The organism is Micromonospora sp. KC606 (assembly GCF_004348675.1).
In the GTDB taxonomy this organism is placed as follows: domain Bacteria; phylum Actinomycetota; class Actinomycetes; order Mycobacteriales; family Micromonosporaceae; genus Micromonospora.
This window is the reverse complement of sequence record NZ_SMKN01000144.1, coordinates 1-14,716: the sequence shown is the minus strand read 5'-3', so window position 1 is coordinate 14,716 and position 14,716 is coordinate 1. Positions and strand designations below refer to the sequence as shown.

Here is a 14,716-nt window from a genome sequence, read left to right as displayed (position 1 = left end):
CTCCCATCGACCGGGGGTTACACCAACCCGGGCCTGTCGGAGACCGGATCGGTGCGATGTCGTTGCTCAGGAGCGCCGAGGCACGCCGCTGATACCGCCCGCGGCCGGAACCGTCAGATGGCGCCAGCAGCGATCAATCTGACAAACATGGCCACAGGTGCAGGCCGGCCACCGGCCAGAGGAGGCCCGCGAGGCGGCCCGGATCATCGAGGGCCCGGCCCGCTGTGGCGTGCTGATGCTCCGTGACCGTTTCCGTCCGTTGGATGAAGTCGCACTTCTCCGGAAGTCTCAGCGAAAACTCAGCGCTCCTGGATAACCCTGGTAGGCGACGTGTCGACCGGTGCGGGCCGGTGACGGCCGGGCGGCCGGAGGAGGTACGGAGTGCGCGTGCTGGTGGTCGAGGACGAGACGAGCCTCGCCGAGATCGTCCGGAGCGGCCTGGTCGACGAGGGATTCGCCGTCGACGTCGAGCACAGCGGAGTGGACGGGCTCTGGGCGGCCACCGAGAACCCGTACGACGTGATCATCCTGGACATCATGCTGCCCGGTATGAGCGGTTACGAGGTCTGCCGGCAGCTGCGCGAACGCGACGTCTGGACTCCCGTCCTGATGCTCACCGCGAAGGACGGAGAGTACGACCAGGTCGACGCCCTCGATCTCGGTGCGGACGACTACCTCACCAAACCGTTCTCCTTCCTGGTGCTGGTGGCCCGGCTACGGGCACTGGTCCGGCGGGGCGCCCCGGTACGTCCGGTCGTGCTGGTCGCCGGGGACCTGAGCGTCGATCCCGCCCGGCGCCAGGTGGCCAGGGGCTCGACGCAGATCAAGGTCACCGCCCGGGAGTTCGCGCTGCTCGAGTTCCTGATGCGGCACCGGGGGGACGTGGTCTCGAAGCGGGCGATCATCAACAACGTCTGGGACGCGAACTTCGACGGCGACCCGAACATCGTCGAGGTGTACGTCGGCTACCTACGGAAGAAGATCGACCAGCCGTTCGGTCGTACCGCGATCCAGACCGAGCGCGGCGTGGGATACCGCCTGGCGGCCGACGGTGGCTGACCGCCGCTGGCGCCGAACGGCCCTGGCCGCTGCCGGGTGGGTCCGGCGGCGGATGGGCGTACGCCTGCGCCTGGCGCTGGCCGCCGCCGTGGTGGTGGCCGTCGCGTTGGCGGTCAGCGCCGCGATCTTCATCTTCGTCGCCCGCCTGGCCCTGATCGGCAACGTCGACGACGCGGCGAGCCAGCGGGCCGCTGATGTGGCGGCGGCCGTCGCTGGCGGCGACCAGCAGCAGGTCACGCAGTTGCTCCGGTCGGGCCCGGGTGATCAGACCGTGGTGCAGGTCCTCGACCCGGCCGGCCGGGTGGAGGCCGCCTCGCCGGTGCTGACCGGCGAGGCCCCGCTGTCACCGCTGCGCCCGGCCACCGGGCGGAGTCTGCGGGAGCAGCGGGTGCTTCCGGTGGCCGGCGAGGACCCGTTCCGGATCGTCGCCACGGCAGTGGCGACCGCCGCCGGCCCCCGTACGGTGCTCGTCGGCCAGTCCCTGCGACCGGTCAACGAGAGCGTGGAGGTGGTCACCGCCGTCCTCGTCACCGGAATGCCGATCCTGCTGGTGGTCGTCGGCGTGGCGACGTTCTGGTTCGTCGGGCGGTCCCTGCGCCCGGTCGAGGCCATTCGTAGCCGGGTCGCCGGCATCACCGCGCGTGACCTGCACGCCCGGGTGCCGGTGCCGGGCACCCACGACGAGGTGGCAGCGCTCGCCGAGACGATGAACGGCATGCTCGACCGCTTGGAGGTCGCCGCCCGCAGCCAGCGGCGGTTCGTCGCCGACGCCAGTCACGAGCTGCGCAGTCCGCTCGCCACCATCCAGGCCGGTCTGGAGCGCCTCGCCCTGACCGAGTTGCCCGGTTCGGCCGGCCACCACGTACAACTCATGCGGCGGGAGACCGAACGGCTCGGTCGGTTGGTCTCGGACCTGTTGCTGCTGGCCCGGGTCGACGAGCACGGCCTGTCGCCGCGCCGGGAGGATGTCGACCTGGACGACCTGGCGTACACCGAGCGGAACGGTCTCGCCGTACGCCACCCCGGCCTGCTGGTACGTACGCAGATCAGCCCGGCCCGCGTCACCGGCGACGCGCACGACCTCGGACGGGCACTGCGCAATCTCACCGACAACGCCGCCCGCCACGCGCGCGCCGAGGTGGTCCTGCGGGTCTGGGCCGAAGGCCCCGACGGCTACCTCGATGTCGGGGACGACGGCCCCGGCGTACCAGCCGACGAGCGTCACCGGATCTTCGAGCGGTTTGTCCGGCTCGACGACAGCAGGTCGCGGGCCGACGGCGGCAGCGGCCTCGGGCTGGCCATCACGCGGGAGATCGTCGCCGCGCACGGCGGAACCGTAACCGCACTCTCCGCCGGACCCGGCGGAGGCGGGCTGACCGTACGGATCCGCCTGCCGCTGGCCACGCATGACCGGGGCGGGCAGCCCTGACCCCTGTTTCACTCAGCGTCCTCTCAGCCGAGTCGGGGAAAGCTGTGACGAGCGCATCCCGTCAGGGGATGGCGGGACGAGTCGCGACGATGGGGGTGACGGGGGTTGAACTACCACCTGTTCGCGGTGGTCAACGGATGGGCGGGCAGTCATGGCCTGGTCGACGACGTGTTCGAGTGGGCCGCGACCTGGCTGATCTTCGTGATGGCGGCGCTCACGGTGGTGCCCGGGCGCGCGCTGGTCCGGTCCGGTGCCTGGACCGTCCCGCTCCGGGTCGCGGCGTCGCTCGCCCTCGCCCTCGGGATCGGGCAGGTGGTGGGCCGGCTCGCCCACGAGCCACGGCCGTTCCAGACCCACGTGGTGCACCAGCTCATCCCGCACGCGGCGGACGCCTCCCTGCCCAGCGATCACGCCACCGTGGCCTTCGCGCTGGCGTTCGCGATCTGGGTGTTCCTCTCCCGGCCCTGGGGAATCGCGCTCACGGTGCTGGCTACGGTGATCGGGTTCGCCCGGATCTGGGTCGGCGTGCACTACCCGGGCGACATCGCCGCCGGTGCGTTGATCGGCGCGGCGGCCGTCACGCTGGTTGTCGCCGGTGAACGACTCATGCGCCGGGCACGGGAGTCGCGGCGGCCGGCCAGTCCATGACCGCTGACCGTCCCCGCCCTCGACCGCACAGCAACTCGACCGCACCGGAAGGCGACCTGTGGTTACAGAGACCCCGCTGGCACTGGGCCCCAGTTTCCTGGATCCCGAGCACCTGATCTCCACGTTCGGACTGCTCGGCATCCTGACCGTCGTCTTCGCCGAGTCCGGCCTGCTGGTCGGCTTCTTCCTGCCGGGCGACTCGCTGCTGTTCACCACCGGGCTGCTGATCGCCGGCGACAGGTACCTCCATCTCCCGTTGTGGCTGGTGTGCCTGCTGGTGTCGGTGGCGGCGGTCCTCGGTGACCAGGTCGGTTACCTGTTCGGCAAGCGGGTGGGCGCGACACTGTTCCGCCGGCCCGACGCCAGGCTGTTCAAACAGAGCAACCTGACCAGGGCCCGGGAATTCTTCCAGGCGTACGGCGCCCGCTCGATCGTGCTGGCCCGGTTCGTGCCGGTGGTACGGACGTTCACACCGATCGTCGCCGGCACCGGCCACATGCACTACCGGACCTTCCTGACCTACAACATCGTCGGTGGCGTCCTCTGGGGCAGCGGTGTCACCGTACTCGGCTTCCTCCTCGGCCAGGTCGCGTTCGTCCGGGACAACATCGAACTGATCCTCGTAGCGATCGTCGTCGTCTCCGTGCTGCCGATCGCGATCGAGCTGTTGCGTGCCCGACGTCGCCGTCCGGGCGTGATTCGGTAGCCGAACCGGCGCTACCGACGCAGTACACCCCGGGCGATCAGCTCGACCGTCGTACCGATGGCGACCGCCTCGACCGCGAGCAGCGCCACAAGGATGAGCAGCTGGGTCGCCCCGGCCTGCACCGGACTCGCCCCGCCCAGCAGTACGCCGACGAACGCGCCGGGCAGGGTGACCAGCCCGACCGTCCGGGTCTGGTCGAGGGCCGGCACGAGCGCCTGACCGGCGGCCGGCCGACAGACCTCCAGTACGGCGTCGCGCTCACTGAACCCGAGCGCGAGTCCGGCCTCGTACTCGCCATGCCGCGCGGTCAACTCGTCCAGTGCCCGGCGCCCGGCGAGCGTGGTGGCGGTCATCGCGCCACCGATCAGGATCCCAGCCGTGGGCAGCACCGCCAGGGGGGTGGCGGGCAGCACCCGGCTGCCGAGGAGCAAACCGAGGGCGGGCACCACCCCGAGCCCGATCGGCAGCATGGACGCCCACCGGCCACGGGAGGGCCCCATCCTGCGGGCCGAGGTGACCGAAGCCACGACATACATCACGGCGACGAAGGCAGCCGCGCTCCACCACGACCGCAGCACGGCCACGATGACCAGTGAGACCGCACCGAGCTGCAGGACCGCCCGTGCCGCCGCACGTACCACGGCCCCGCCGGAGCCGAGCCGGGCCAGGCGGAGCACGGTTGCCGCGAGCAGGGTCAACGCGGCCAGGGCCACGAACAGGACGGGGCCGACGCTGATCGTGGTGCCGCTCATCCGAGCATTGTCGTCGAGGGCCCTGTCAGGCGGGCACCGATCAGCTCAGACTGCCTGGGCTCAGCCGTTTCGCGTGCGTGCGGACCCGCCGCACGGCCGACGGATCAAGCCGTTCGATGACCGGAACCCAGTGCTGCCAGTCCGACTCGGCAACCGCGCGGGCAAGGAGACGGCGAGCACGTGGAACATCGTTGCGGGTCGCCGCGCTCGCGGCGATGGTGCCGTAGAGGTGTGCGGAGCCAACCTCGTCCGCGAGCGCCTCGGCGCGTTCCAGACTGCCGCGTGTGGCTGTGCCTCGGCAACGGCGGCGAGGCGTACCGCGGCGGCAGTCGCCTGGCGAATTCCTCAGCCGGCTCGAACGCGTCCAGCGAGGCGAGCGCTTCCACTGTGGCCAGCTCTGATGTGAGCTCGTCGGATCGTCCTGCCACCTGCCGGGCGAAGCGTTCGAGGACGTCGGCGTCACCGGCCTCACACATCGCCTCGATAGCCGCCAGAAGGGTATCGACCTGGGCGTAGGAGCCATCGAGGGATCGAATGTGCTCGACCATTCCGTCAGGGTCGCCGACGAGGGCGGCCGGGCATCCGGTTCCGGACGACGGTCGACGGTCCCGCATGGGTGGCGACGAGATGATGCGGTGGTCGGAGGCCGCGTCATGACGCTGGCGAGCAGCCCCTTCGACGCGTACGGCCAGCTCCGTCGCATCCTCGTCGCGGCCCGCAGCTGCCAGCCGCCGCCCGACGGCGACCAAGGTCTCCGGCGTGTGGCTGACGGCATCCGCAGCGGCGGCCCGCGGCGCGATGCGGGCGACGACGTCCACAGCCTCGGCGCGTTCCTTGTCGTTGACGACGAGCCGGGCGATTCGCATCGCGTCGCCGTACCGGCCGGTCCGGGCGATCTCGTTGGCGAGTCGCATGAGGTTCGAGTTGAGCCATGCGCTGTCCGCATCCTCGAACTCAGACACGCAACACTAGCGCCGATCCTCGTGAATGTCGATGACCGATGGATCATCGGGCAGGTAGCGGACGGTGACCTGGTCCCCGGTGCGGGGCAGGTCGTACTGCGGGTAGAACGCCTCGGCCGACTCCGTCCGCTCGCCACCGTCCACGGTGAACCGGGCAGTCAGCCGCAGTTGCGGATCGTCGCCGTGCATCCAGCCGGTCTTCTCGACACCGATGATGACTCCGGAGGACAGCTGGCCCCGGGCGCCCAGCGCCGCGGCGTGTGCCTCGACTTGCCGCTCTCGCTCAAGCTGCCGGTCGCGCCACCTCTCGTGCGTGACGACCGACAGTGCGGCGATTGCCAGCATGACGGCAATGGCGATCAGCAGCAGCGCTGAGCGGTTCGCCCAGTACGCGCCAAGCAGGCCGAAGCCGAGGCAGACGGCGATGACCAGGCCGAACGGCAGGCGTCCGGCGGTGCCACCGCGGTAGATGAGGCCACCGGCCCAGCTCAAACCGGTCATGGCGAACAGCACCCCGCTCACGATCCGCAGAGCCGAGCCAGCGCTCTCCTCGCCTGCACTGTCCTGCAAGGTGATGCCGTCGATGAGTAGGCGGCCGGCGGCGAAGACGAGGACCACCGCGCAGGCCAGGCCCGCGAGCCGGGCCGGGGTGAGCTGCCTGGAGGCGGAGGCTTCCATCGGGGCATCGTACGCGGCCGCGACCGTCCGGTTCCGTCCACCCGAACACCGCACGCACTGCCGAGCAACTCGGCGAGCCGACGGCCCCCGTCCTACAAGATCATGAAGACAGTGCCAACTTGCTGAGAAACCTGCACCGCCAACCCGGCGAGAAGTGACCTCCAGCCGCAGGTCAGCTCGCTCATCGCCGCCATCCCGAACAGGAACCTACAAGTGAATTTCCGCACATGATCAGGTCCGGCACGCTGGTGAAGGTGCCCCGGCGGATGGCCTGGCGGGTGATGATCCCGAAGAAGATCTCGACCATGTTCATCCAGGGCGCGCTGGTCGGGGTGAAGTGCAGGGTGATGCGGGGGTGCTTGGCGAGCCAGGCCTTGACGTTCGGGTGGTTGTGGGTGGCGTAGTTGTCGCAGACGACGTGCAGGTCGACTCGGGGGTGGGCCTTGGCGACCTGTTTGAGGAAGCTCAGGAACTCGTCGTTGCGGTGACGGGGGTGGCAGGCGTCGGCGGTGATCCGGCCGGTGGTGACCTCCAGGGCGGCGAACAGGGTGGTCGTGCCGTGCCTCTTGTAGTCGTGGGTCCGTCGTTCGGCCTGGCCGAAGCGCATGGGTAGCAGTGGTGCGGTCCGGTCGAGGGCCTGGATCTGGGATTTCTCGTCGACGCAGACGACCACGGCCTTGTCCGGGGGGTCGAGGTAGAGCCCGACCACGTCGTCTCCGATGGTTCCCCTTGATCGGGCGGGACCGGATGCGAGGTCAGGCGTTGAGGTAGGCGAGGACGGCGAGCACGCGGCGGTTGTCGTCGGCCGACGCGGTGAGGTCGAGCTTGCGGAAGACGTTGTTGGTGTGTTTGCCCACCGCCTTCTCGGTCACGAACAGCTTCGCCGCGATCGCCGCGTTCGTCCGGCCCTCGGCCATCAACGCCAGCACCTCCCGCTCCCGGGGCGTGAGCGCGTCGAGTCGCCGGCGCCGCTTGCCGAGGAACTGCGCCACCACCTCGGGGTCCATCACCGTGCCGCCGGCGGCGACCCGGCGTAGCGCCTCGATGAACTGACCCACCTGGAAGACCCGGTCCTTCAGCAGGTAACCCACCCCGTCGGCCCGGTTCGAGAGCAACTCCCGGGCATACAGCTGCTCCACGTACTGCGACAGCACCAGCACCGGGAGGCCGGGCACTTCCTGGCGCGCCGCGATGACGGCGCGCAGTCCCTCGTCGGTGAAGCTTGGCGGCAGCCGCACATCCACCACCGCCACGTCCGGGCGGTGGGTGACCAGGGCATGCCACAGCGACGGCCCGTTGTCGACGGCCTCGACCACCTCGAAGTCATGCGCCTGGAGCAGGCGCGTCAACCCGTCCCGGAGTAGGGCGTGATCTTCGGCGAGGACAACACGCACGGCACCTCCATGGTGATGACCGTGGGACCGCCCGGCGGGCTGCTCACGGTTAACGTACCGTCAAAAGCCGCCAGCCTGCGGCGGGTGCCGTCGAGGCCGCCCCCGGATGTCGCGTTCGCCCCGCCGCGGCCGTCGTCGGCGACGGTAACCCGCACCAGGCCATCGGCGTGGCTGAGCCGGACCTGGACGCTGCCCGCCCGGGCATGTTTGGCCACATTGGTCAGCGTCTCGGCGACGGCGAAGTACAGCGCCGACTCGACCGGTACCGGCGGGCGGCCCGGCAGGTCGACGGTGACCTCCACCGGCAGTGGGTGGGCCAGGGCGAGCGCCTGCACGCCGCCGGGCAGACCCCGATCGGCGAGGACGGGCGGGTGGATGCCGCGTACCAGGTTTCGCAACTCGGAGAGCGCGAGCCCGCTGTCCCTGCGCGCCTCGGCGAGCAGTCCGGCTGCCGCGTCCGGGTCGGAGCGCAGGAGTTCGTCGGCCATACCGAGGCTCATGCCGAGCGCCACCAGCCGGGCCTGGGTACCGTCGTGCAGGTCACGCTCGATGCGCCTCAACTCCGCGGCCGCCGCGTCGACGGTCTCGGCCCGGGATTCGGTGAGTTCACGCACCCTGGCCGACAGAGCGGCCCTGCTGGTCGGGTCCAGCAGCGCCCGGGACAGCACTGCGTAGCCTCGCAGCAGGGCCGGCGCCAACCACCACCACAGCAACAGGATCGCCAGGCCGGCGGGGACGCCAAGGAACACGGCGGCCTGGCTCCCGATCACCTCGAACCCGACGATCTCGGCGGCGAAGCCGGGTCCGGAGATCTCCTCCAGAACTCGCCACGCCACGGGCAGCAGCACGCAGCCCAGGCCGGCCAGGGCCACGACGAGCAGCACCGTGGCGAGGGTGAGCCCGAGCGTGCAGTGGACCGCTGTCCAGCAAAGATCCCGCCAGGTCGCCGGATCCCGCACCAGCCCGAGCCACTTGCGGCCCAGGTGGCCCGGGGCCCACGGCCGGTACGGGCGCCGGATCACCACGCCGAGGACGCGTGTGCAGATCCAGCGGAACGGGTTGGCGGCCTGCCGGGTCAACCAGACGCTGCCAATGAACAGGGGGATACCGAGCCACACGGAGACCAGCGCGAGCGAGGCGAGCGTCGTGCTGAGCAGCACGGCGGCGGCCGCGCTGGTGCCGATCAGCGGGAGGAGCCAGCCCAGCAGTTCGAGCCGGCCGGCGCGGCGTGGGTCGGTGGACATGTGGTCATTCTTGCCGCCGCTGTGACGCGTCGCAGTGGGGTAAAGCCCACCTCCGATCCGGGTGGCACGCCCAGCGACGTCGCCCCCTCGTGCCGCGAAGGTGAGCCGTGCGGAAACAACTGAGCTGGTAGGGAGAGAGTGATGCGCAGACCGTACGGCGGAGCGACCACCCGAATCGCGCGCTGGAGCATTCGGCATCCGTGGTGGGCGATGGGCCTCTGGCTCGCGTTCGTCGCGTTCGCTGTGGTGATCGGGGGCATGACCGGGACGAGGGAAGCGACCCACCTCGGCGTCGGCGAGTCCGGTCGGGCCGAGCGGATCGTGGCTTCCGCCGGGTTTGCCGACCCGGCGACCGAAAGTGTGTTGATCACGCCGCTCGCGGCGTGGGAACCGGCCGCGGCGCACGCGGCGGCCGACGACGCTGCCGACCGGCTGCGGCTGCTGACCGAGGTGGCGGAGGTCGGCGAGCCCGTACCGTCCACGGTGACCGACGCGCTGCTGATCCCGGTCACGCTCGACGGAGATCAGGACCTAGCCGCGGACCGGATCGACCCGGTCCTGGCCGCGGTCGGCGGGGTCGCGGCCGCCCATCCGTCGCTACAGGTGGAGATTGTCGGTGACGCCTCGGCGGATCGGGCGATCGACGACCTGCTCGCGGGGGACCTCGCCAAGGCCGGCCTGTTCAGCGTGCCGGTGACGCTGGCGGTGCTGCTGATCGCGTTCGGCGCGATCATCGCCGCCGGGGTGCCCCTGTTGCTGGCGCTGTCGGCGGTCACCGCGGCCATCGGCCTGTGGGGGGTCGCCTCGCAGGTCTTCCCGGATCCGGGTACCGCCGCCCATCTCATGCTGTTGATCGGCCTGGCGGTCGGCGTCGACTATTCGCTGTTCTACCTGAAGCGGGAACGGGAGGAGCGCCGGCGTGGCGCCGGACACGTCGACGCCGTGGAGATCGCCGCCGCGACCTCCGGGCGGGCGGTGGTGGTCTCCGGAGTCGCGGTGCTGGTGTCGATGGCCGGCCTCTACCTCGCCGGTGACGTGGTCTTCAACGGTCTCGCCACCGCAGCGATCATCGTGGTGGGAGTTGCCGTGCTCGGTTCGCTGACCGTGCTGCCGGCAATGCTGGCCAAGCTCGGCCGCAGGGTCGACCGTCCGCGAGTGCCGGTGCTGTGGCGGCTGACCAACCGGGACGGCGCACCGCGGCTGTGGCCGGCGTTGCTACGCCCGGCGCTGCGGGCACCACGCACGACGCTCGTGGTGTCGCTGGCCGTCATGGCGGCCCTGGCCGCGCCCGCGGTCGGGATGAGTCTCAAGATGCCCGGCGTCGAGGACCTGCCCCGGTCGATCCCCACGATGCGGGCGTACGACCGGCTGGTTGCGGCGTACCCCGACGAAGGCGATGCCCATCTGGTGGTGGTCCGGGCACCGGCGGCGCGGGCCGAGGCGGTCCGGGCGGCCCTGACCGGTCTGGTGCCCGCGGGTGGGGCCGAGGTTCGTACCTCCCCCGACCGCACCGTGTCGATGGTGGCGGTGCCGGTGCCGTACGAGATCGATGCGCCGAGGACCAGGCGTTCCCTGGTGACACTGCGCACGGATCTGGTGCCGGCAGCCGTGGGTGCTGTGCCCGGCGTGGAGTACGCGGTCGGGGGCGACATCGCCGACGGCATCGACTACACCACCCGCCAGCAGCAGCGCCTTCCCTGGGTGATCGGGTTCGTGGTCCTGCTGACAACCGTGATCATGGCTGTGGCGTTCCGCTCGATCGTGGTCGCGCTGGTGTCGGGTCTGCTCAATGTCGTGTCGGTGGCGGCCGCGTTCGGGCTGCTGGTGCTGGTTTTCCAGAACACCTGGGCGGAGTCGCTGCTGGACTTCACCTCGACCGGCCACGTGGTCACCTGGATCCCGTTGTTCCTCTTCGTGGTGCTGTTCGGTCTGTCGATGGATTACCACGTGTTCGTCGTGAGCCGGATCCGTGAGGCGGTCGTGGCCGGAGCTGACGCCCGGGATGCGGTGCTGCAGGGCATCACCCGATCCGCTGGCGTGGTAACCAGCGCGGCGGCTGTCATGGTCGCGGTGTTCTCCATCTTCGCGACGTTGAGCATCATCGAGATGAAACAACTCGGGGTCGGGCTCGCGGCAGCGATCTTCATCGACGCGACCATCGTGCGCATTTTGCTGCTCCCGTCGATCATGGCGCTGTTGGGGCGAGCCAACTGGTGGCCGTCCCGCCTGGGACATAGGGCAGGGCAGCGGCAGCCAGGTTTGGTGTCAGTGACATAGGTCGGCCAGGGCCCTGCCGGGAGCCACCGCAGGTCGCGCCACCACCGTCACCGCCGCAGACGATGATCGGCTCGGTGGTCCATTCGTGCTTGTAGGGGTCCTGGCCGGTGGCCAGGCCCCACAAAGGGCACCTTGTCATCGTTTTCGCATGGCAAGGTTGCCCTTCCTGGCGCTCAGGACGGGGACGCGCGCCGGGGTGGCGGCGCGGTCAGGACAGGAAGCTGCCGTACGGGCCGTTCAGGATCCGGTCCTTCTGCGCCTGGCTGAAGTGGGTGTTCGGATAGTTGTAGAAAGACGCGGACATAGGGGTGCCGTCGGTCGACGTGGAGTCCGGCAGCCAAACGCGTGGCCCAGCTCGTGCACCATGCCGCCGTTCCACCGGTTCGTGTTGCCGCCGATGCCGGCGGCGCCGTCCGCGTCGTGCCCACTGAGGATCACCCAGCCGCTGCCGCCCCCGCCGCCGGAGCACGGAGCCTCGGCGCTGATCCCACCGACGTTGATCCAGCGGCTGTCCGGCGCCCGGAGGTTGAGCCTGCGCATCAGTTCCTGCTGCATGTTGAACACGACCCACCAGTAGCACTCGTTGCCGTTCGGCGTGTTCTCGTACCAGGCCCTCGGTTGGTCGCCGTTGACGACCTCGACGACCGGGTCGTTGAGATTGAAGGTGTTGCCCAGCTCCTGCTTGTAGTACCGCTGCGCCTCCCGCATCACATTGGCGATGCCGTCCGGGTACCGCTGGTCGTGTGACGCGTCGGTGGGCTTGAGCCAGTACATCCGCACGGTCCCGAGCTGCGGCGTCGCCGGGGGCGTGGTCGGCGCGGTAGTGGGGCCGCTCGTGGTAGGCGCGGCGCTGGTGGGCACGGCGGTGGTCGGCCCGGTTGTGGGCTGCGTGGCCAGCTCCAGGTAGTCGTCGCAGAACCGTCAGGAAAACTGCTCAGTGCGCTCCACGGCTCGGGCGTAGTCGTAGCTGTCCAGCGCGGCAGTGGCTTCGTCCACCACGCTGGACAGCTCCGCGAGCATCGCCCGGTCCAGGGCCTCGGTCACCGTGGCGGTTTCGGCCGGAGAGCCTAGTGTCCTGAGTCTTTGAATCGTTGTCAGTGGGTACGGTAGTGGTAGGCCGTCTCCGACAGCAGTACCGATCGTGCTCACCGATGATGAACGCGAGCAACTGCTCGCGTGGTCGCGGCGTCCGTCGAGTGCTCAGGCGCTCGCGTTGCGTTCGCGGATTGTGCTGGCCTGTGCCGGTGGTGAAACGCCGAACGGGCAGATCGCCGAGGAACTCGGGATTTCGCGGAACACGGTGAAGAAGTGGCGTAACCGGTTCGCCGCTGACCGGCTCGACGGACTGCTCGATGAGCCGCGGCCCGGCCGGCCCCGCACGATCGCTGACGCCGACGTGGAACGGGCGATAACCGCGACGTTGGAGACCACGCCGAAAGACGCCACGTCGGCGACCGGCTCTGCCAGCCGGTGACCCGCCTGCGTGGCGGCGCCGCTGACGCAGCACGACCCGCCGGGCCGCGGATGTGACGCAAACCCGTCACATGCGAGCTTCGGCGGGGCGCGCGGGCGTACGGTCCAGACAACGCGTACCGGTGCATGCGACGACGCACGCCGGCACGCTCGCTCATCGGCGGGCGTTCACGGTCCCCGCGTTGCACCTGCCGCGCGAGAGGAATCCGCCATGACCACCGGCCGTATCACCGCACTATGCACGGCGACCCTGCTCAGCACGTCCCTGATCCTCGCCAGCGCCGGCCCGGCGCTCGCCGCCAGCGGGCCACTGGTCCTGGTGAGCGTGTCGAGCTCCGGCCTGACCGGCAGCGGCTACGCCACCTCGATCAGCGCCGACGGACGGTACGTCGTGTTCGGCACGAACCACGACTACCTGGTCCCCGGGGACAACAACAGTTCCTACGACGTCTTCGTGCGCGACCGCTGGACGGCGACCACCAGCTTGGTCAGCCTGTCGAACACCGGTCAGCAGACCCCGCCGCCCGGGGACGAGAACAACGGCCACAGCGATGACGGCACGATCAGCGCGGACGGCCGCTACGTGGCGTTCTCCTCCACCGCCCGCAATCTCACCGCCACGAACCCCTTCGGTGGCAGCGCAATCTATGTGCGCGACCGGCGGGCCGGTACGACCCGCATGGTCAGCGTCTCCGACGACGGCATGCCGATGGGCATGGACAGCCGCGAGCCGATGATCAGCGGCAATGGCCGGTACGTGGTGTTCTCCCACCGGCACGGCGACGTCGCCGACGTCTACCGCCACGATCTGCGCACGGCCACGACCCGGCTGGTTCCCGCGGCCACCACGTGGTCGTGGATCGACACGATCGGTCCCCGGCCGAGTATCAGCCACGACGGCCGCTACGTCGCATTCACCTCCGACTCCGCCCTGACGCCGGGCGACACGAACGCCGTCGAGGACGTCTTCGTCCACGACTTCGCCACGGGTGCCACCCGAATGGTGAGCCGTCCGGTCACCGGCGGCCGGACCACCGCGGACAGCTATACCGGAGCGATCAGCGCCGACGGCCGTTACGTGGTGTTCTGCTCCGACGACACGAGCCTGATCCGTGGTGACGTCAACGGGCAGACCGACGTCTTCGTCCACGACGTGCGCACCGGCGTCACCAGCCTGATCAGCAAGTCCAGCGCCGGTGTCCAGGGCAACGGCCACAGCTACGCCTGGATGACGATCAGCGGCGACGGCCGGCACGTCGGCTTCGGCTCGACGGCGGACAACCTGGTGGCCGGTGACACCAACGGCTACCTCGACGTCTTCGTGCACGACCGATGGACCTCGACAACCACCCGGGTCAGCCAGCCTAACGGCGGCGACGAGGCCGACGCAGAGAGCCTCGGCCCGGTGATCAGCGCCGACGGCCGGCACATCGCGTTCACCTCGATGGCCGACCTGATCGCCGGCGGCGCCCCGACCGGCTTCGACGACCGGGTGTACGCCCGGCGGATGCCGGTCCTCGCCACGAAGTGAGCTCCGTTCCGTGAGCTTAAGACTGCAGTGGGTAGCTGCAGTCGCTGAGCCGTCCACTGGTGGGTGATAACTGCGGCGCACGTTTCTGCGGCATGAGCGCGAACACCTCGGGCGATCGGTCGACCACTTCGCCCTCACCGGTGATGCGCTGCAGCATGCGGTGCGACATCGTCGCTCAATGCCATCAGAGAAGCGGGCTCAATGAGTCTCCCTCTCGATGACGTGTCCGAGGATTGCCGAGCCAGAGGCGAGGACTGCTCCCTCGCGGCTCTGGTGGTCAACAAGGAGACGGGCGAGCCGGGAGCCGGCTGGACCAACGGCACTCGAGACTGGCCGCAAGAGGTCCGTCGCCAAATCTTCGACTGGAGTAGTGGCCCGCTTGATTACGACCTCCGGCCGTCTCCCCGGCTGCCTGAGCCGGAGCGATGGTCGGATCGCGGCAGACATCCCATGGTTCTTCGATGTCAAGTGCTGGGTCGGAGATGGGCCCAGGCGGTGGCCTCGTCGTAGGTGGTTCCGGTCTTGAGGCAGCCGTGGAGGATGCCGACGAGACGATTGCTGAG

Annotated in this window: 14 protein-coding genes and 1 pseudogene; 7 read left to right on the top strand and 8 right to left on the bottom strand. The window is 69.9% G+C overall.

All coding sequences use genetic code 11. The annotated features are described in order from the left end of the window. Nucleotides 1-381: 381 nt before the first annotated feature. The 4 genes from E1193_RS22620 (at nt 382) to E1193_RS22605 (ending at nt 3,842) form a co-directional block, all read left to right on the top strand. The gene (locus E1193_RS22620; protein WP_132185193.1) at nt 382-1,059 is read left to right on the top strand and encodes a response regulator transcription factor; all 678 of its coding nucleotides are present in this window, start codon (nt 382-384) and stop codon (nt 1,057-1,059) included. Continuing rightward, entirely contained in the window at nt 1,052-2,488 is a 1,437-nt protein-coding gene (locus tag E1193_RS22615; RefSeq protein WP_132185192.1) for a HAMP domain-containing sensor histidine kinase, read from the top strand. Before E1193_RS22620 ends, E1193_RS22615 begins: the two co-directional genes overlap by 8 nt. Before the next feature lie 105 nt (nt 2,489-2,593). Further along, complete coding sequence (locus E1193_RS22610) at nt 2,594-3,136, top strand: phosphatase PAP2 family protein (RefSeq protein WP_132185191.1); 543 nt, start codon at nt 2,594-2,596, stop codon at nt 3,134-3,136. 58 nt (nt 3,137-3,194) lie between these two features. After that, a complete protein-coding gene (locus E1193_RS22605) occupies nt 3,195-3,842 on the top strand; it encodes a VTT domain-containing protein (protein WP_132185190.1) in 648 nt (215 codons plus the stop codon). An 11-nt stretch (nt 3,843-3,853) separates the two neighbouring features. Here E1193_RS22605 and E1193_RS22600 read toward each other — a convergent pair whose 3' ends face one another. The 6 genes and pseudogenes from E1193_RS22600 to E1193_RS22575 form a co-directional block, all read right to left on the bottom strand. After that, the gene (locus E1193_RS22600) at nt 3,854-4,594 is read right to left on the bottom strand and encodes an ABC transporter permease (protein ID WP_132185189.1); all 741 of its coding nucleotides are present in this window, start codon (nt 4,592-4,594) and stop codon (nt 3,854-3,856) included. 104 nt (nt 4,595-4,698) lie between these two features. Then, on the bottom strand, nt 4,699-5,556 hold the full coding sequence (locus tag E1193_RS22595; protein ID WP_132185188.1) for a hypothetical protein: 858 nt from the start codon (nt 5,554-5,556) through the stop codon (nt 4,699-4,701). A gap of 6 nt (nt 5,557-5,562) precedes the next feature. After that, nucleotides 5,563-6,234, bottom strand: a complete 672-nt coding sequence (locus E1193_RS22590; RefSeq protein ID WP_132185187.1) for a DUF3592 domain-containing protein — start codon at nt 6,232-6,234, stop codon at nt 5,563-5,565. Nucleotides 6,235-6,466: 232 nt separating this feature from the next. After that, nucleotides 6,467-6,946: pseudogene (locus E1193_RS22585) on the bottom strand (IS630 family transposase); the annotation flags it as partial. Between the two features lie 43 nt (nt 6,947-6,989). After that, nucleotides 6,990-7,628 carry a response regulator transcription factor gene (locus tag E1193_RS22580; RefSeq protein WP_132185186.1) on the bottom strand — a complete coding sequence of 213 codons (639 nt, stop codon included), beginning with the start codon at nt 7,626-7,628 and terminating at the stop codon, nt 6,990-6,992. Next, nucleotides 7,580-8,872 (bottom strand): sensor histidine kinase, encoded by a 1,293-nt coding sequence (locus tag E1193_RS22575; RefSeq protein WP_132185185.1) that lies wholly within the window; start codon nt 8,870-8,872, stop codon nt 7,580-7,582. The genes E1193_RS22580 and E1193_RS22575 overlap by 49 nt, the downstream gene beginning before the upstream one ends. A gap of 141 nt (nt 8,873-9,013) precedes the next feature. Between E1193_RS22575 and E1193_RS22570 the strand changes: the two genes are divergently transcribed. Then, nucleotides 9,014-11,149 carry an MMPL family transporter gene (locus E1193_RS22570; RefSeq protein ID WP_132185184.1) on the top strand — a complete coding sequence of 712 codons (2,136 nt, stop codon included), beginning with the start codon at nt 9,014-9,016 and terminating at the stop codon, nt 11,147-11,149. 237 nt (nt 11,150-11,386) lie between these two features. Here the strand turns inward: E1193_RS22570 and E1193_RS22560 are convergent, their stop codons facing one another. Continuing rightward, nucleotides 11,387-11,923: a hypothetical protein gene (locus tag E1193_RS22560; RefSeq protein ID WP_243707832.1), complete on the bottom strand. Its 537-nt coding sequence runs from the start codon at nt 11,921-11,923 to the stop codon at nt 11,387-11,389. A 147-nt stretch (nt 11,924-12,070) separates the two neighbouring features. Then, complete coding sequence (locus tag E1193_RS33360) at nt 12,071-12,193, bottom strand: valine--tRNA ligase (RefSeq protein WP_165945804.1); 123 nt, start codon at nt 12,191-12,193, stop codon at nt 12,071-12,073. A 97-nt stretch (nt 12,194-12,290) separates the two neighbouring features. On the opposite strand from E1193_RS33360, the gene E1193_RS22555 reads away from it, so the two are divergent. Continuing rightward, nucleotides 12,291-12,623, top strand: coding sequence for a helix-turn-helix domain-containing protein (locus E1193_RS22555; protein WP_165945803.1), 333 nt, complete (start codon nt 12,291-12,293; stop codon nt 12,621-12,623). Nucleotides 12,624-12,833: 210 nt separating this feature from the next. After that, nucleotides 12,834-14,153: a PD40 domain-containing protein gene (locus tag E1193_RS22550; RefSeq protein WP_132185181.1), complete on the top strand. Its 1,320-nt coding sequence runs from the start codon at nt 12,834-12,836 to the stop codon at nt 14,151-14,153. Nucleotides 14,154-14,716 lie beyond the last annotated feature (563 nt).